We start from the raw sequence: 17,715 nt of genomic DNA, 5'->3' as shown, positions 1-17,715 counted from the left end.
CAGTCCACGAAATCCCCACGGAGCGGGTGACACCGCTCCCCCTCACTGGTGTTCTGTCCCCGGGCCGGAGTTTCGAGAGGGGAGAGGGAACATGGATGTCCCGCGCCGGGGTCTGCGGGTCGGTGCCGCGGTATTGGTGGTGAGCTTCTCCGGGACGGGGTGTGCTCCCGGGGACGAAGCGCTCTCCAACGAAGTGGACACCCGTGAACAGGGCCTGGACTGGGGCCAGTCACTGCTGGCCCCGTTGGACCGCGAGACGCTGCGACAGGTCATCATCGAGCTGCCCGACGCGACGGCCGCCCAGGTCCGCGTGCAAGGCTCCGCGGGCCGCTGGCTCGGCTCCGCGGGTGTGGCGGACCTGCACACCGGCGCGCCGATGCCTGGTGACGCGCGCTTCCGCATCGGCGGCCTCACGCAGACCTTCACCGCCACGGTGCTGTTGCAGCTCGCCGGCGAGCGCCGCGTGGACCTGGACCGTCCGGTGCAACACTCGCTGCCCGGCCTGCTGCCACCCAACTATCCGCTCATCACCGTCCGGCAGTTGCTCAACCACACCCACGGCCTGCCCGGTGTCCCGCTGTCCATGCGCCATCCCGAGTGGTTCTTCGAGCACCGCTTCCGTCGCTGGTCTCCGCGCGAGCTGGTGGCGCTGGCGCTCCCACAGGGGCCGCGCTTCACGCCGGGGACCGTGCAGGAGTACGGCCACATCGGCTACCTGGTGGCGGGGCTGCTCATCGAGAAGGTGACGGGTCGGCCGTACGGCCATGCCGTGCGCGAGCGCATCCTCACGCCGCTGGGCCTGCGCGACACGTCCGTGCCGGGCAACGACCCGACGATTCCCGGTCCCCACGCGCGGGGCTACGAGGCCCTCGCCAGCGCGGATGGGACGCAGCGCTGGGTGGACGTCACGGAGGCGAACCAGTCCCTGATGTGGGCCGCGGGGGAGATGATCTCCTCCACCGCGGACCTGGACACGTTCCTCTCCGCGCTCTTCCGGGGCCGGCTGCTGCCCTCCGAGCAGTTGGAGGAGATGTTCACCGTGCCGGACGTGCCCTCGGCCCACGGTGGTCGCGCGGCGCACGGCGCGGGCCTGGCGCGCTACGAGTTGGGCGGCGTGACGGTGTGGGGACGGCGCGGGGCGCGCCAGGGCTATGTCAGCGGGATGGGCGCCACGCGGGATTCGAGCCGGCGCCTCGTCTATGCCTTCAACACGTACCGCATGGGGCACGCGCGGCCGGTGCTCGCCGACCGCATCATCGCCACCACCTTCGCCGCCCGCGTGCCCCGAACCTGAGGCGGAGCGTCGCTCAGCTCACCTCACGGGCGGGGACATGCCAGGTGGGGGGCAAAGTCGCTCCTCGTGTACGCGAGGGGCGTGGGTTGATGCTGGGGACCACAAGTGCGTCGGCGGCCTCCGCGGACCCGATGCTCGCACTTCGAGGACTCGCTCAAGTCGCGTCAAGGGTTCGGCGCCGGTGCGCGAGCGTCGGGGGCCTGGAGCACCAGGTCTCCAGGTCGGGGCCCCGCCTTGGCCTGCCAGCCAGGGGCGAGCTCCAACACCCAGCCCTCGCCTTCCCAGCGGGCATCTCGAGGCTCCGTGCGAGGAGCGGTCACCGTGGCCGTCTTCCAGTCCGAGGACAGGAGCACATCGGAACTCACAGTGAGCGAGCCCCACGCATCGACGATGCGCGCACCGGGATACACCGTGCCGTGCTCGGCCAGCGGGATGAGCTCACCTGGGTTGAACTGGATGCGCATGCGGACCAGGGGCAGGCGCAGCACCGGGCCCTCCACCAGCTTCTTGCGCAGCGCCTCGGCCCGGGCTTCGGCGAGGCGAGCCCGCTCGCGTTCGGTCTCCCGCAGCGCGGCGCCGTCGTAGCGTGCCTCTCGCTCGGGTGAAGGCTCGGGCGTCCCCAGCTTCAGTGCCTCCTGCAGCAGCGCTCCCAGGTCCGCCCCGGCGAGCGCCCGGGCACGCCAACCCTGGGCGCGTGGGCCCGCCTCGTCCAGCAGGAGGCCGTAGGCAGGACCCGATGCATAGGCGAAGGCGCGCACGAAGGACTTCCGTTTGGCGCCATCCTCGAGGTTCTCCAGCGCCAGGGCTCGCCTGCCACGTGCATCGGCCCCCGCCAGCGCCACGCCCGTGTACTCCGCGAGACCTTCGTTCTCCTCGAGGAGCCCCTCCGCGACGGCGGCTCCCTCGAAGCGCGCTCGACGCTCGCGACGGAACACCAGCGCGTCCTCGACAGCCCGAGCGCGCACCGAAGGGTTCGTCGCGCGCAGCGCTGCCGCGAGGGCCCGCCACTCGAGTTGCAGCAGCGTGCGGCCCTCCATGCCATCGAGGTGCGCATTGTCCTTCTCCCGCCCGGGCTGTCCCAGCGTGGTCCGAAGCCGATGAAAGGCCTCGTGGGCAATCAGCGCACGGCGACGCACGGGGACGTCGGGCAGCGGCCCCTGGAGCTGGACCCACGTGGTTCCCGCCCAGGTCAGGGCCGTGTTCGCGATGGTGAGCTCCGAGGGCAGCACCCCCACCCAGGGCCCCGTCCCCGCGCCCTTCGGCCAGGTGCTCGCGACGAAGACGCGCGTGCCGGGATGGACGACGAGGAGCGGAGCACACAGCGAGTGGCCCCACAGCCGCTGTCCGTCCGCGGCACACGTCCGCTGGAACTCAGCGAAGGCCGAGGTGAGTGTGCCCACCTCCAGGATCTCGGGCAGGGGCTTCACCTCGGGCTCGGCCGAGGCCGCGCCGGAGCCCGAGAAGACCATCGACGCCACAGCCAGTCCCGCGAGTCTTCCGCGACGTAGGTGCCTCATCGAGCCGCCTCCCATGATGGAGGCGACAGTACACGGCCAGGTCCCCACGGCAACCCTCGCGGAGCTGCTGCCCGCGCGCCCCGGCCCCAAGGCGGGGCGCGGGGGGGACGTCGCTCCACTCACCTCACGGGGTGAGCGACGCGGTGCGGCCGCCGGGGCCCTGGATGATGACCCGACGCCCGAAGGCGCGGTCCACCCGGCCCAGGAACTCCCTGAACGCCGGGTACTCGTCCGACTTGATGCGCGCGACGGAGAGCTTCACCTCGCCCTCGGCGATGAGCTTGCCCTCCTCCACGCGGTACGTCAGGCGCAGCCGCCCGAACTGGTTCGTCTCGTCCACCGCCTGCGGCAGCTCCGTCACGGACCAGCCCGCCGGCAGCGTGTAGCGCAGGTTGAACAGGTTCACCCACGGGCTCTGCATCACCAGGTCGAAGCGGCGCTCCGCCAGCGGCGCGAAGGCCTGCTGGTAGGTGCGGCCCGTGCCGAAGGGCAGGAAGCGCACCGCGTTGGACAGCACCTCCGCGTAGCGCGGGATGCTCATGCGGAAGCCCATCGCCACGTCCTCGTCCAGCCGCGTGGTGTCGTTGAGCGACACCTCGTTCACCGTCAGGCCCGGGAAGCTCTGCGCCCACGCGCGCTCGAAGGTGGACTTGCGCGTGGCCTCGGGACGGTAGGCGCGGCGGTACTCGGGCGCGCTCTGCCCGCTCACCGTGCTGGAGCCCGTCACCTCGGCGCTGCCGTCCGCGCGCAGCGTCACGTCCATCTTCAGGCCCGTGGCGTTGTCCTCCGCCTTCGCCTCCGGCGTCACCATGAAGGTGCTCTTGCCGTCCGGCTCCACCACCAGCACGTTGGCCACCCGGTCCGAGCTGGGCAGCTCCTTGGCCCCGTGGAACTCCGCGGTGCCATCCAGGTACAGGTCGAACTTGGGCACATACGCAATCGCGTGGTTGAAGGCCGCCAGGCTCGCCGGCTCCGCGTCCAGCGCGCCCAGGTTGCGCATGCGCAGGAGCACCAGCCGGCTGTCCACGCCCGCCACCCGCAGCATGGAGTGGATGAGGCTCGCCTTGTCCTTGCAGTCACCGAAGCGCCGCGCCAGCACGCGGTCGACCCGGTAGGGCTTGAAGCCGTGGATGCCGAACTCCAGCGCCACGTAGCGCGTGTTCGTCACCACGAAGTTGTAGATGGCGCGCACCACCGCCAGCTCGTTCTTGCGGTCCACGCCCTGGAGGACCTGGTCCACCGTCTGCTTCAGCTCCGCGTTGGGCTGCAGCTGGTCCCTCACGAGCCCCCACCAGTAGCGGCCCACCTGGTCCCACGTCTGGTACGTGGAGACGTGCAGGTTCTGGGCGACCTCCGCCCAGCCCGGCATGCCCGGCTCCGGCACCACCTTGGCCACGTGCTTCGCGCCCCAGCGGTACAGCACGCGGCCGCCCTCCAGCGACTCCTGCGCGCTCTCCACGCCGGTGAGCTTGCTCTTGTTCCAGTACAGCGGCCGCTCCTTCGGCGTCTCCACCAGGTACTGGAAGCGCAGCTTCGGATAGACGCCCTGCACGCTCTCCACGTCACCCCAGTAGTCCGACAGCAGGTTCTCCTGCGCGGTGTCGTCCAGGCGGTACGTCACCTCCAGCGTGTCGCCGGCGGCGAGCGACGGGAAGGACAGCACCTTGGCGCGGGCGTCGTAGTACATGCCCGTCCACGGCTCGTTGATGTTGCGGTCGTTCTCCCCGTAGCTCTCCACCACGGAGCCGTCCGCCTTCGTCACGCGCGCGCGCAGGATGCGCACCTCCTGCCGGTCCGGCGAGTAGGTGATGGGCATCGAGCGGAACGCGTCCACGCCGCGCGCGTTCTGCACCTTCACCACCATCTGCGACAGCCGGCTGGACAGGCCGCTCTTCTGGACATTCACGTAGGTGTTGTCGACCAGGTAGATGGCGTCCTCGTGGACGTAGGCCTCGGCCTCCTTCGCCAGGGGCCTGGCGTCCACCACGTGCTGCATGCCGGCGCCGGTGCCCTCGCCCTTGAGGGCGCGCAGGGCCTCCTTGAGGCCGGGGTTCTGCGGACGCAGCACCAGCGAGCGCTCGAAGGCGGCCAGCGCGGGCTCACGCCGACCGGCGGCGAGCAGCGCGCGGCCCTCGCGCTCGTAGACCTCCGGCTCATCGGGCGACAGCGCGCGGGCCTCGGCGAACAGCGCCACGGCCTGCTCCACGTTGCCGTTGCTGGCCTTGAGCTCGGCGAGCCGCACGCGCGCGCCGTTGTCGAACGGGTTGAGGGCCACCAGCTGCGCGTACTCGCGCTCGGCGGCCTCCACCTGACCGGAGTCCGCCAGCAGCGCGGCCAGCGAGCGGCGCGTGCCGGTGTCGTCGAAGCGCAGCGCCAGCACCACGCGCATGCGGTCCATGGCCTCGCGGTTGCGGCCCAACTGCCTCGAAATCTGCGCCGCCGAGCGCACCGCGCGCGGCTGCCGGGGCTGGTACCGGAAGGCCTCCTCCACCAGCGCGTGCGCGCGGGGACGCTCACCCAGCGCCTCGTGGGCGCGCGCGAGGACCAGGCGCGCGGACGCGTCGTCCGGCGTCTTCTCCAGCACGGGCGCCACCAGCGGGATGACGCGCTCGGGGTGGCCGCGCTCCAGCTCGAAGTCGGCCAGCGCCACGCGGGCCTCGGGCAGCGCGGGGTCCGCCTTCACCGCGGCCTCCAGGAAGCGGCGGCGCTCGTTCAGGTCATCGCGCTGGAGGCTCGCCGCGAGCATCTGCAGGCGCGCGTCCTGGGGGGCGAGCTCCGCGGCGCGCGTGGCCTCCACGGTGGCGGTGTGCTCGCGGTCATCGAAGCCGCGGTAGAAGCCGAGCACTCGCGCGTAGTCGCCGCGCAGGGCCGCGTCGTCGGGGTTCTTCTCCACCAGCGCCTTGAGCGCGGAGGTGAGCGTGGGCAGCACCTGGGGCGCGGGGGCCGCGCCGCGCTCCACGGCGGGGGCCTTGGCGGGCAGCGACGCGCGCACGCCCGGCGACTCCTGGCGCAGGTAGAAGCCCAGCGGGCCCGTCTCCTGGCACACCTTGAGGAGCACGCGGTTGAGGCCCTTGCGCAGCTTCACGGACACGCGCGCCTGGTCCGGGCGCGGCAGGTTGTAGCGGTCCTCCTTGGAGGCGAGCTGGCCGTTGACCCACAGGCGGTAGGCGCCGGAGGTGCCCAGGCCCAGCGTCACGCGCGACTCCTGGTTGGACTCCAGCCAGGTGGCCGCGTACGCCACGGCCTCGCGGTTGGGGCGCACCGCGGTGGCCAGGTCCACGTAGCCGTCCGCCGTGTTCGCCGTCAGCTTGCGCCACGACACCTGGCGGCCCTTGGCGCCCGGGTAGGTGGCCGTCAAATCCAGCGCCGCGGCCTCCGGGCCGAAGTCCGTGTCACACCCGGACTTGCCCTCGTTGTCGAAGCCGCCGACGACGTAGTAGTCGCCCACGAAGCCCATCCACTGGCGCACCTCGTTGGCGCGCGTCAGCCGGCCGCGGGCCCGCTCGGTGTCCAAGAGGAGCAGCTGCGCGGTGGCGCGCGTGTTCGCGTCGAACTGGCGCCGCGAGGCGATGAAGGCGTACGTGCTCACCAGCGGCGTGAGGTCCTCCACCTCGTCCACCAGGGAGTGCAGCCGCAACAGGCCGGCGGCGCCTCGGGGCGAGGAGGCCTGCTTCATCGCCTCGGCCGCGTAGACGCGCGCTGTTTCGTCCGCCGCGGGCCGGGCCTGCGCCCAGAGGGGGCAGGTGAGCACGAAGACTGCGGCCAGCCATGTGAAGCGCGACATCCGTTCTCCTCGGTGCGACATGCGTGGGGCACAGCGTCCCATTCCTGGGGGCGCCGACGGCGATGAACAGGCGGGCCCTCCGGGGCCTTCCCCTGCATGCGACCCCGGACGGCGCACAGGCAACCGAAAACGTTACCCGGGGTGCGCTCGGGAACGGGGTGGGTGTGGGTGGGTATCCGGCGGATTTCAGGGTGGACGAGCGCTTGGTGTCCCGAAAAACCCGCCTACATTGCTACCCCGTTTTCACCTCACACCCCCTGGAGCCCCCGAATGCGTCGTCTCGTCATCCTGCTCGCCGCGCTGAACCTGGCCGCCTGTGCCCACTCGTCTGGAGGCGCGGCCACCCCCGCCGAGGCCCAGGCCGCCGCGCCCAAGCCCGTGGCGACGCCGGAGGCGCGCAAGGCCGCCATGGAGGCGACCGGGCTGGCCGCCGCTGGCAACAACGAGGCCGCGCTGCCCCTGTTCCGCGCCGCCTGGGAGGGCGGGGTGCGCAGCAACAACATGGCCTACAACGCGGCCTGCGCGGCGTCGCTCTTGAACCAGGGCGAGGAGGCCCTGATGTGGCTGGGGCGCGCGGCGGACGAGGGCTTCGAGGACGTGGCCCACATGAAGAAGGACACGGACCTGGACAACGTCCGGGGCCTGCCGGGCTTCGCGGCCGTCGAGAAGCGCGTCGCCGAGGAGGAGGCCAAGCAGCTGAAGGCGGCGGACCCCGCGCTTCGCGACGAGCTGCTGTCGCGCATGGAGGTGGACCAGCAGGTCCGCATGACGCTGATGAAGTCGAACTTCCAGGACGAGGCGGCGAAGAAGAAGCTGGAGGAGGTCGACGCGAGCAACACGGCCTGGCTCAAGGACGTCATCGCGAAGAAGGGCTGGCCGGGCCAGGCGCTGGTGGGCAAGAAGGCCTCGTTCGCGGCGTGGCTGCTGGTGCAGCACGCGGACAAGGACGTGGCGTTCCAGGAGCAGGTGCTGCCCATGCTGGAGCAGGCCGTGGCGCGCGGGGAGGGCTCCAAGCAGAACCTGGCGTACCTGACGGACCGGGTGCTGGTGAACACGGGCAAGCCGCAGCGCTACGGCACGCAGATGGAAGAGGTGAACGGGCAGATGGAGCCCAAGAACCTGGAGGACCCGGCCAACGTGGACGCTCGCCGCGCGGCCGTGGGCCTGGGGACGATGGAGGAGTACAAGGCCTCGTTCGAGGCGATGCGCAGGCAGGCCGCCGAGCAGAAGCCCTGAGGCGTGGGGCCTGGCTAGAGGCGGATGCCGAAGTGCTCCGCCAGCGCCCGGGCGCGGGCGTCCTCGCCCTGCACGGGGTGCTCCTCGCGGGTGGTGCCCCGGGTGAGGACGAGGGCGCCTTCCTTGAGGGTGACGCGGCCCTCCCGCGTCGCCCGGGTGCACAGGCGCCCCCGCGTGAAGATGGACTGGGGCGACGTCTGGTGGTGGTGACACATGTCCACGAAGTCCCCGAGCGCGCGCGGGACGAGGGACAGGGAGTACTGCGGCTGCCAGCCGGAGTCGTCGCGCCGCAGGAGCATGAGCCGGTCGCCCTCGGGCGCCAGCCGGAAGTCGCGGCCGGCGCGTGTCTGCACGCCTCTCTCGTCCAGGCGCAGGGGCTCGAGGAAGCTGTCGCCGAAGCCCACGTCGACGAGCCACGTCCCCTCGCGGTCCTCCACCTGGAGCGTCAGGTGGTCGAACTCCGGGCCGAAGGTGCCGTCCCGGGGCTCGGTGGCGACGCGCGCGGACAGCGGCGTCACGCGCAGGCCGCGCGCGGTGAGCAGGCGGGAGAACAGCCCGTTGAGCTCGTAGCAGAAGCCGCCGCGCCGCCGGACGACGACCTTGTCGAAGAGCGCGTCCGGGTCCAGCTGGATGGGCCGGCCCAGGTGGATGTCCAGGTTCTCGAAGGGCACCGACTCCAGGTGGGCGCGCTGCAGCTCGGCGAGCGATGCGTGCGCGGGGGCGCCGATGCGTTCGAGGTAGCGGGCGGAGTCGAACATGGCCCCATGTCTAGCGCGCTCGCGGGGCGCGCGCACCGTCCGCCGCGTGGAGAGGGCTCCCTCTTGAACACGAGGGAGCCCGCATGGGCCCTCAGCGGGTGGGCGCCGCGGTGACCTGGGGCAGCTTGCCGATGAACGCGCGCACGCTGTCCTGGTGGAGGCGGTTGGACTCCACGCACAGCCGCACGGACTCCAGCGCCCGGGCGTAGGCGCGCGGCGCGCCCTCCAGCTTGTCGACGCGAGGCCCGAGGAAGGCCTCCATCTGCGCGCGGCTGGTGTCGTCGCACAGCGAGCCCGTCATCGCGATGAGCCAGCCCAGCTCATCCGAGCGGACGCGCGAGGCCAGCGCGTCGAAGTGCTCGCGGTAGAACTGCCACGCCACCGCCCGCGTCTCCGGCCCGCTGAACGCGCCCGCGAACAAGGGCCGCGCGTCGCGCACGTCGAACTCCGTCATCGCCAGCGTCAGGTTCTGCTTCACCAGCTCCGGGTCGCGGAAGGCCGACAGCGCGGAGATCATCTGGTTGCGCTCGTTGCGGTCCTCCGCCTTGCGCGCGCGGGTGAGGAGCTGCTCGTGGAGCGCGCGGTCGGAGTTGCGCGCCGCCACCGCCAGCGCCACCGGCACCGCCTCCGGGCTCACGCTGTCGCGCTGCGCCAGCCACTTCGTCACCAGGGCCTTGGCCTCGCGCGTGAGCGTGGGCTCGTCACCCATCATCGTCGCGAGCGACAGGAACAACGAGCGCGTCTGCTTCACCTCGTCGCTGTCGCCCTTCGCCGGCTGCCAGCCCAGCGCCCGGGCGCGCGCGCCGTAGAGCTTGCCCACCCAGGCGCGGAAGCGCTGCCGCTCGGCGGGCGTGAGCGAGTCCTCGCCCACCAGATGCAAGAGGCGCGCGCCGCTCAGCGCGATGCCGCGGTCCGGGTCCTTCGCCGTGTCGTTCACCAGGGACAGCACCTCCCCGAGCCGCACGTCGCCCCGCTGCACCGCGCCCTCGATGTCCGCGAAGAAGGCCAGCCGCTCGGGCACCGTCAGCGACTTGCTGGCCACGCCGTTCACCTGTTGGAACTGCCGCAGCGTGTAGCTGGCGCGGTAGTAGCCCATGCCGCCCGCGTTGAGCAGCACCCACTGGGGGCAGCGCTTCATGGGCAGCTCCATCTCGCCGGTGCGCTCGGAGAGCAGCTGGCAGGCGCGCACATCGCCCGCGCGGTCCCCGGCGCGCACGCACACGGGGACGGACCAGGTGGCGTCCTTGGACGCGGTGGAGCCCGCGGGCAGGAAGCGCTCCTGGGACAGCTTCAGGCGCGGCGCCTTGCCCGCGTCGCACACCAGCTGCGCGGAGATGTGGGGCGCGCCGGGCTGGTCGATGAAGCTGCGGAAGGAGCGCGCGACGTCGGGGCTCGCGGCCTGGGCGAGCGTGGCGGCGAAGTCATCCGACGTCGCCGTGCCCCACTCGTGCTTGCGGATGTGCGCGCGCAGGATGTCGCGCATCGTGTCCTCGCCCAGCCACGACTCGAACATGCCGATGATGGCGGAGCCCTTGGCGTAGGTGGTGGAGTTGTCGAACGAGCCGATGACCTCGTCATGCGTGTTGGCGGGCTTTCGCACCGGCAGCGCCGCGGCGAGCGCGTCCGCGCTCATGGCGCCCGCCAGCGCGTTGGTGCTCGCGTCCCGGCCGAAGCCCCAGCTCGGGTCGAACCCGTCCATCTGCTTGCGGTCCAGCCACGAGGTGAGCGACTCGTTCAGCCAGATGTCGTCCCACCAGCGGCAGGTGACGATGTTGCCGAACCAGTAGTGCCCCAGCTCGTGGCCCGCGATGTTGACGTACCACTTGCGCCGCTGGAGCGTCTCCTCGCCGGGGCGGATGAGCGTCAGCGGCTGCCCCAGGGCGACCAGGCCCGGGTGCTCCATGGTGCCCCAGTAGCGGGGCACCACCGCGACGTCGAGCTTCTCGTACGGGTACGCCTGGTCGAAGAAGTCCTCGAGCACGGTGACGATGCGCGGGGTGACGCTCGCGGCGTACGCCGTCTCCGCGCCGCGGCCCTTGGGGACGACGAAGCGCAGCGGCACCCTGTTGCGCCCGGTGGTGCCCGCGTCCACCACGTCGAACGGGCCCACCACGAAGGCGACGAGGTAGCTGGGCATGGGCTTGCTGTCGCGGAAGGTGATGCGCTGCAGGCCGTCCGGCAGCGTCTCCTTCGCCTCGATGGCGTGGTTGGCCAGCGCCACGTCCTCGGCCTTCACCGTGAAGCGCAGCTGCCAGGGCACCTTGAAGCCCGGCTCGTCGAAGCACGGGAAGGCGCGGCGCGCGTCCACCGGCTCGAAGAAGGTGTAGAGGTAGTTGTGGCCGCCCTCCTCCTGCGAGTACAGGCCCCGGCTGCGCTCCTTGTCGATTTGACCCGTGAAGGCGATGACGATGCGCGCCTTGCCCGCGGGCAGCGTCTCGGGCAGCAGCAGGCCCAGCCGGCCCTCGCTCGCGGTGACGGGCCTGGCCTCGAGCGCGCGGCCCTGCGTCTCGATGCGCGCGGAGGTGACCTCCAAATCCTGTCCGTGCAGCCAGACCTGGCGCACCGGCTCGCGCACGTCCACGTCGATGGTGACGGTGCCGGAGTGGGTGGACTCGGTGGAGATGAGCTTCAGGTCCAGCAGGTAGTGCAGGGGCTGGACGGTGTCCGGCAGGCGCAGCGCGGGGGGCTGGGCCTCGGGCCACTCGGGCGCCGCCGCCACCGTGGCCTCGGGCTTGGACGGCCCGGCGGACCCGGTGGCGTGGGTACAGTGGAGTGAGAGCAACGCGGGGACGAGGAGGAGGGAGTGCCAGCGCATGCCGCGAGGCTATCGCGCCCTCCACGATTGGCTACCGCGAAGCTCCTGTCCTGGATTCCGCGTGAGACAGGCAACGAACACCTGTCCCACGTCCGGACACGGAATGCGGACCTGTCTCAGAAGCGGACGAGGAACGCGTCGTAGCTGCCCGCGTTGGTGCCGCCCAGGCTGCCGTAGGTGGAGCCCGTCACGTAGGCGTTGCCGCTGGTGTCCAGCGCCACGCCGCTGCCGACGTCGGGCAGATGGGTGCCGACGACGCGCGTGCCCAGCTTGGTGCCCGAGCCGTCGTAGCGGGTGAAGAAGGCGTCCTGGCTGCCGGCGTACGGCTGGCCGTCCAGGGCGTTGGCCGTGTAGCCCGTGACGTTCACGGTGCCGCTGGCGGCCACGGCGACGCCGCTCGCGTAGTCGGGCTGCGCGCCGCCGAGCAGGCGGCTCCACTGGCGGTTGCCCACGGCGTCATAGCGGGCGAGCACCACGTCGATGGTGCCGGCGTTGGTGTGGCCGTCGAGGGTGCCGAAGGTGTCGCCGACCAGGTAGGCGCCGCCGTCGGGGCTCACCGCCACGCCCTTGGCGTCGTCGAGGTCGGAGAGGTCCAGCTGGCGCACCCACTGGGTGGCGCCGAGGATGTCCAGGCGCAGCAGGAACAGGTCCGTGCCCGTGGGCGTGGTGGCGCCGTCGAGGCTGCCGCTCGTCTGTCCCACGACGTACACCTTGTGGTCCGGCGTCACGGCGATGCCGCGCGCGATGTCGCTGCTCGTCGTGCCCAGCTGCCTGAGCCAGTACGGGTTGCCGGCGGAGTCGTAGAGGCCCGCGAGGACGTCGTAGTGGCCGGGGTTGCCGCCGTGGGCGAAGCTGCCGCCGGTGTAGCCGGAGAAGTACAGCGTGTCGTCCGCGCCGATGGCCAGGCCCGTGCCGAAGTCATCCATCTGCGTGCCCTGCTGGCGCACCCAGAGCTGCTGGCCCTGCGGGCTGTACTTGGTGATGAAGAAGTCATAGCCGCCGGCGTTCGTGTGGAAGCCCAGCGAGCCGTACGTCCGGCCCGTCACGTACACGTTCCCCTCGGAGTCGGTGGCCGCGGCGGCGGGGCGGTCATCCTCGGGCGTGCCGAACTGGTGCACCCACTGGAGCGTGCCCGCGGTGTCGTACTTCGCGACGAAGACGTCGTTGCCGCCGGCCTTGGGCTCGGGGCCGAGCTGGCTGGTGGTGTTGCCCACGACATAGACGGCGGTGCCCGCGACGGCGACGGCGCGGGCCTGCTCGTCGAGGTTGGCGCCGAACTGCCGCGTCCACGAGGGCGCGGGGACCTGGGCCTGGACGGGGGCGGGGAGGCCCAGCGCGCACACGACACCGGCGAGGGCGAACGAGCTCAACACGGGGAGCTTCATCACGGACTCCGTTTCGAAGAGGGGGAAGCGAGCCGTGAAACGCGACGCGAAATGTCTCGTGACACGGCACTGATGCAAGAGCACGGGACGGAAAGTCGCGGAAGATGGGTAATGAAAGACACGCGGGGTCCATGCTGAATCCGGGCGTGAGTTGTCGTGGACCCGGTTGCAGTTGACGCGCTGTGACAGTTGCTGTGTCAGGTCGCGTTCACGTCACGGTGAAGGCGCGCGCGAAGGTGAGCACCTCGACGCGGGTGGCGCCGGCGGACAGGAGCGCGGTGGCCGCGGCGCGCGCGGTGGCGCCGGTGGTGAAGACGTCATCGAGGAGGAGCACGTCCCGACCCGCGAGGTCGTCCGAGGCGACGAAGGCGTCCGCGACGTTGTCGGCGCGCTCGGCCTCGGTGAGGCCCACCTGTCGTTGGGTCTCCCGCGTGCGCGTGAGCAGCCCGACGGGGGCTCGCAGGCCCAGGTGTTTCGCCAGCGCGCCCGCGAGCAACTGGGCCTGGTCGTACTTGCGCGCGTGGTAGCGGCGGGTGTGGAGCGGCAGCGCGACGACGAGTCGGGGCGCGCGGGTGAGGAATCGGTGGGCTTCGGCCGCGAGCATCTCTCCGAGGGGCGCGGCCAGCTCCGGGTGGTCTTCGTACTTGAAGCGATGGACGGCGCGGGCCACGGGGCCTTCGTGCGCGAACGGGGCCCAGGCGCGCAAGAAGGGTGGGGGAGAAGCGCGGCAGCGTGGGCACATGCCGGCGGGGAACGGACCGGGCTCCGCGCAGGTGTGGCAGCACACGGGCGGCAGGCGCTCCACGGCGGTGTCACAGGGCTCGCAGAAGAAGGCGCCGGGGCCTGGGAGGACCTTCGCGCAGGCGATGCACGCGGGCGGGTAGAGCACGTCCAGCAGGGCCCTCAGCATGGGCGCGCGCTCGTGGACGCCCGCTGCGTGGAACCCCTGCACCCGACTCGTGTCGTCCCCATCCCCATCGCCCGTTCCCCCACCGCCGGAGGGGAAGGCTAGGCGGCGGTGGAGGGGAGCGTCGAGTGGATTCGTGGGTCAGACGCCGATGCCAGCATTCGAGTCACTTGTCTTCCGTGAAGGGAGGCTTGGGGGTGCGGAATGCGTGCGGACCTTTGGATTCTTGGCGTCGTCCTCTTCGCCACGGGCTGCGCCGGGGTCGACGCGTCTTCTCACAGGGGCACCTTCCAGCAACGCGCCGGGTGGGCTGGAGACGCGCGCGAAGCGGGTGACTGGGCGCACGGAGGGGAGCGGCGTGATGCGTTCGACGCCTTGCTGAAGAGTGCTGGGCTGGAGGAGCAGGACGCGTTGCCTGTCGCGGGGAGCGCGCTGACACCCAGGCATGCGGCCCGGCTCCTGCGGACGCTGCAGGGGAAGCACGTGACATTGGGGCAGTTCCCCGCGCGTGTCGCGCTGGGCTTCATGCTGCGAGAGGTGCTGACCACGGGCGAGGTGTCGCGGGCCGAGCTGGTGCGCCGGGTGGAGCGCTTCAAGCATCTGGCGGTGCTCCGGCCTGATGGATGCCTGGCGTGGGTGCGCAGTGGACGGACGCAGCAACGGGTGGCGCCCGTCGAGTGGAGGGCTGGGGCCTTCCGCGCGCACGGCTTCGAGCTGGGTCGGTTCTACGACGGTCGCACGGGTGCCTTCCGGCTGCTGAACGCGGAGCTGGAGGAGGAGAACGGCTTCCCACTGGCCGACGTCCACGACGATGCGGACGTCATCAGTCGGACGCTCGATGGGGCTGAAGAGGCATTCGTCGGGCTCGCCCTCGCGGTGGGGAAGTTCTTCTCGACGTCGCCAGCGGACAACCTCGCGGCGCTCCGTCAGATGCCGGCCGCTGTGGTAGCGCTGCTGGAGTCATCGCCCGAGTACCTGGAGCGCTTCCGGTACATGACGCGAGGCGAGCAGGTGCAGGCCGTCTCCAGGCTGATGACGAACCTCATCGCCACGTGGGGCACGGTGTCCTCGGCGACGCGCACGTTGCAGGGGACGGCGTTCGCCACGGCGGAGGTGCCGGTGCTCGCGTTGTCCGCTGACGGCGCGGTCGCCATGCGAATCGTGGCGGCGCCCGTGGGGCATGCGGCCGCGGTGCTGAGTGGCGGCCCTGGCGCGGCCATCATCCTCCAGCGGGCGGGCACGGCCGTGAAGGAGGGGGGCCCATCGAAGGGGCCTGGGCAGTGGGGACCCGCGAAGGAGTCCATGTCCCCTCGCGCCCGTCGCTACCAGGAACAAATCACGGGCCACTCGGCGGACGAGGCATACTGGGTCGGAGGTGTCGGCAGGGACAGCGGAGGCGTGAAGTTCGATGGGTTCGAGAGGGGCGTGCTGCTGGAGGCGAAGGGGCCGGGCTATGCGAACAAGTTCCTCGACAACCTCACGCCGAGGGTTTGGTTCGAGAAGTCGGGAGCCAAGGCCCTCGTAGACCAGGCGCAGAGGCAGTTGGCCAAGGCGCCCGAGGGCACGTCGATTCGGTGGCACATCGCGGAAGAGAAGACAGCTGAAGCGATCAAGGAGCTGTTCCGAGTCAACGGAATCGACGAAATCGAAGTCGTCTTCACCCCTTTGCTCTGAGCGAGTCAGCCGCGCATGAACGAGACCTATTATGCAGGGGCCTACTGGGGGCCCAGGGAGGAACTGCCCGAGGCTTGCGCTCGACGGATGGCGGTTCTCCTCACGGAGCTGAGGACGGTAGCTCCCTCGTTCGCGCAGTGGTTCCAGACCGGCAAGTCTCGCCATGACGCATTGCTGCGGCCCATCGAGCCCGATGCCAATGAGCTCGAGGCGCTCGTTCGTCGAGGCAAGGACCGGGTCGTCAAGGAGATTGGTTTTCGCATCGAGGCCTGGAACGGCGTGGGCGATGACCACGGAGCGAGCAGCTTCCGAGTCACATGCGGTAGCTACGCAGCGAGGGTGAAGAACGCATGTGCGTTCACTCTCCCGAGTCAGGGTCCGCATGCAGACCCGGTGTTGACCGCGTCTGTGCTGGCTGGGCTCCTGCGCGCTTCCGCTGTCGCGTGGGCGCCTGACTGGGGAGTCGCCACTTCGCATGCTCTTGGCAGCTTGATGGACGCACGGAGCCTCAAGGGGGCTCCTCGCATCGGGTGGGTGACGTACCTCTCGCATCAGCGAGGCACGGTGCCTCCATTGCCTGCTCCCGTGCGCGTCGAACCCGTGGAGGACAAGGGCACCCTCATCATCCTCACCCCCGAGCGCTTCACGGCGAGCAACCCCCAGCACGTGGCGTTGGCCGAGCACGTGCGGGAGCTGCTGGACAACGCCGGCTTGCTCAAGCCCCTCCAGCCGTAGCGGACCGGAGGGGCCCCGTGCTCAGGGCAGTACGCCCTGCCGGTTCATCTCCTTCGACTGCGGCAGGTTCATCACCTTGCACAGCGTGGGTGCGATGTCCGCGAGGATGCCGGGGCGCAGCTTCTGTCCCCGGAACGCCGGGTGGATGAGGTGGAAGGGCACCGGGTTCAGCGTGTGCGCCGTGTGTGGCTCGCCCGTCACCGGGTCCACCATCTGCTCGCAGTTGCCGTGGTCCGCCGAGATGGCCATCACCCAGCCGTTGCGCTCGCACGCCTTTCCGAGCACCCCCAGGCATTCGTCCACCACGCGCACCGCCTGCATCGCCGCGTCCAGCCGGCCGCTGTGCCCCACCATGTCCGGGTTGGCGAAGTTCGCCAGCGCGAAGTCATACGTCCCCGAATCCAGCCGCCGCACCAGCTCCGCCGTCACCTCGCGCGCCGCCATCTCCGGCTTCAAGTCGTACGTCTTCACGTCGCGCGGACTCGGCACCAGGTGCCGGTCCTCACCCGGATACACAACCTCGCGCCCGCCGTTGAAGAAGAACGTCACGTGCGCGTACTTCTCCGTCTCCGCCGTGCGGAACTGCCGCAGCCCCTGCCGCGCCAGAATCTCCGGGAAGATGTCCTGCGGCTGGTCCGGCGCGAACGCCACCGGCAGGTCGAAGGTCTCGTCGTACTGGGTCATGCACACGTACCGCCCCAGCCGGAGCCCGCCCCGGTCGAACTCCTTGAACGTCGGATACGCCAGGGCCTGCGTCAGCTCCCGCGCCCGGTCCGCGCGGAAGTTGAAGAACACCACCGTGTCCCCATCCTGGATGCGGCCCACGGGCGTCCCATCCCCGCTCGCCATCACCGTGGGCTTCACGAACTCGTCCGTCACCTTCTCCGCGTACGACGCGCGGATGGCGCTCAGCGCGTCCGGCGCCTTGGGACCGCGCGCGTGCACCAGCGCCTCGTACGCCAGCTGCACCCGGTCCCACCGCTTGTCGCGGTCCATCGCGTAGTACCGCCCGCTCACCGTGGCGATGCGGCCCGTGTGCGTCTCGTGGAGGAAGCGCTCCAGCGCCTCCACGTAGCCCAGCGCGCTCTGCGGCGGCGTGTCACGTCCGTCCAGGAACGCGTGCACGTACACGTGCGGCACACCCCGCTCCCGCGCCGCCTTCAGGAGCGCGTACAGGTGCTCCATCGACGAGTGCACCCCACCCGGCGACACCAGGCCCAACAGGTGCAGCGCCTTGCCGTCCGCCTTCACGCCGTCCATCGCCGCGCGGAGCACCGGGTTCTGCGCCAGCTCCCCCGACTCGGCCGCGCGGTTGATGCGCACCAGGTCCTGGTAGACGATGCGACCGGCGCCGATGTTGGTGTGGCCGACCTCCGAGTTGCCCATCTGCCCCTCGGGCAGACCCACGGCCAGCCCCGAGGTCTGTAGCTCGGTGAACGGGTAGGGGCTCGTCAGCTTGTCCAGGTTCGGCGTGCCGGCCAGGAGGATGGCGTTCGCCTCTCGCTCGTGGCGGATGCCCCAACCATCCAGGATGCAGAGCAATACCTTGTGCGCGGGAGTCATGCCCGAACCCTAACCACGCACCCGCCGGACGCGGAGGGGAAAAACGC

At 71.0% G+C, this 17,715-nt stretch carries 11 protein-coding genes; 4 read left to right on the top strand and 7 right to left on the bottom strand.

Features of this window, described 5'->3' with window-relative positions; genetic code table 11:
• The first annotated feature begins 91 nt into the window (after positions 1 to 91).
• The gene (locus OWM54_RS13895) at positions 92 to 1,294 is read left to right on the top strand and encodes a serine hydrolase domain-containing protein (protein WP_267697816.1); all 1,203 of its coding nucleotides are present in this window, start codon (positions 92 to 94) and stop codon (positions 1,292 to 1,294) included.
• 164 nt (positions 1,295 to 1,458) lie between these two features.
• On the opposite strand, the gene OWM54_RS13890 is transcribed toward OWM54_RS13895, so the two are convergent.
• Positions 1,459 to 2,811 carry a hypothetical protein gene (locus OWM54_RS13890; RefSeq protein WP_267697815.1) on the bottom strand — a complete coding sequence of 451 codons (1,353 nt, stop codon included), beginning with the start codon at positions 2,809 to 2,811 and terminating at the stop codon, positions 1,459 to 1,461.
• Positions 2,812 to 2,935: 124 nt separating this feature from the next.
• Positions 2,936 to 6,595, bottom strand: coding sequence for a DUF3857 domain-containing protein (locus OWM54_RS13885; protein ID WP_267697814.1), 3,660 nt, complete (start codon positions 6,593 to 6,595; stop codon positions 2,936 to 2,938).
• Between the two features lie 270 nt (positions 6,596 to 6,865).
• Between OWM54_RS13885 and OWM54_RS13880 the strand changes: the two genes are divergently transcribed.
• Positions 6,866 to 7,831: a DUF6624 domain-containing protein gene (locus OWM54_RS13880; protein ID WP_267697813.1), complete on the top strand. Its 966-nt coding sequence runs from the start codon at positions 6,866 to 6,868 to the stop codon at positions 7,829 to 7,831.
• A gap of 14 nt (positions 7,832 to 7,845) precedes the next feature.
• Here the strand turns inward: OWM54_RS13880 and OWM54_RS13875 are convergent, their stop codons facing one another.
• The 4 genes from OWM54_RS13875 to OWM54_RS13860 form a co-directional block, all read right to left on the bottom strand.
• The gene (locus OWM54_RS13875; protein WP_267697812.1) at positions 7,846 to 8,589 is read right to left on the bottom strand and encodes an arylamine N-acetyltransferase family protein; all 744 of its coding nucleotides are present in this window, start codon (positions 8,587 to 8,589) and stop codon (positions 7,846 to 7,848) included.
• 91 nt (positions 8,590 to 8,680) lie between these two features.
• Entirely contained in the window at positions 8,681 to 11,404 is a 2,724-nt protein-coding gene (locus tag OWM54_RS13870; protein ID WP_267697811.1) for a M1 family metallopeptidase, read from the bottom strand.
• A 116-nt stretch (positions 11,405 to 11,520) separates the two neighbouring features.
• On the bottom strand, positions 11,521 to 12,789 hold the full coding sequence (locus OWM54_RS13865) for an SBBP repeat-containing protein (protein WP_267697810.1): 1,269 nt from the start codon (positions 12,787 to 12,789) through the stop codon (positions 11,521 to 11,523).
• A gap of 208 nt (positions 12,790 to 12,997) precedes the next feature.
• Positions 12,998 to 13,699 carry a ComF family protein gene (locus tag OWM54_RS13860; RefSeq protein ID WP_267697809.1) on the bottom strand — a complete coding sequence of 234 codons (702 nt, stop codon included), beginning with the start codon at positions 13,697 to 13,699 and terminating at the stop codon, positions 12,998 to 13,000.
• Positions 13,700 to 14,071: 372 nt separating this feature from the next.
• On the opposite strand from OWM54_RS13860, the gene OWM54_RS13855 reads away from it, so the two are divergent.
• Positions 14,072 to 15,370, top strand: a complete 1,299-nt coding sequence (locus OWM54_RS13855; protein ID WP_267697808.1) for a Tox-REase-5 domain-containing protein — start codon at positions 14,072 to 14,074, stop codon at positions 15,368 to 15,370.
• A gap of 15 nt (positions 15,371 to 15,385) precedes the next feature.
• Complete coding sequence (locus OWM54_RS13850) at positions 15,386 to 16,105, top strand: immunity 52 family protein (RefSeq protein WP_324289116.1); 720 nt, start codon at positions 15,386 to 15,388, stop codon at positions 16,103 to 16,105.
• Positions 16,106 to 16,126: 21 nt separating this feature from the next.
• Here OWM54_RS13850 and gpmI read toward each other — a convergent pair whose 3' ends face one another.
• Positions 16,127 to 17,668 carry a 2,3-bisphosphoglycerate-independent phosphoglycerate mutase gene (gene gpmI, locus OWM54_RS13845; protein WP_267697806.1) on the bottom strand — a complete coding sequence of 514 codons (1,542 nt, stop codon included), beginning with the start codon at positions 17,666 to 17,668 and terminating at the stop codon, positions 16,127 to 16,129.
• Positions 17,669 to 17,715: the final 47 nt, after the last annotated feature.

The sequence above is a fragment of the Myxococcus sp. MISCRS1 genome (genome assembly GCF_026626605.1).
Lineage (GTDB): Bacteria > Myxococcota > Myxococcia > Myxococcales > Myxococcaceae > Myxococcus > Myxococcus fulvus.
The sequence above is the reverse complement of the archived record's forward strand: the minus strand, read 5'-3'. Positions and strand labels throughout refer to the sequence as shown.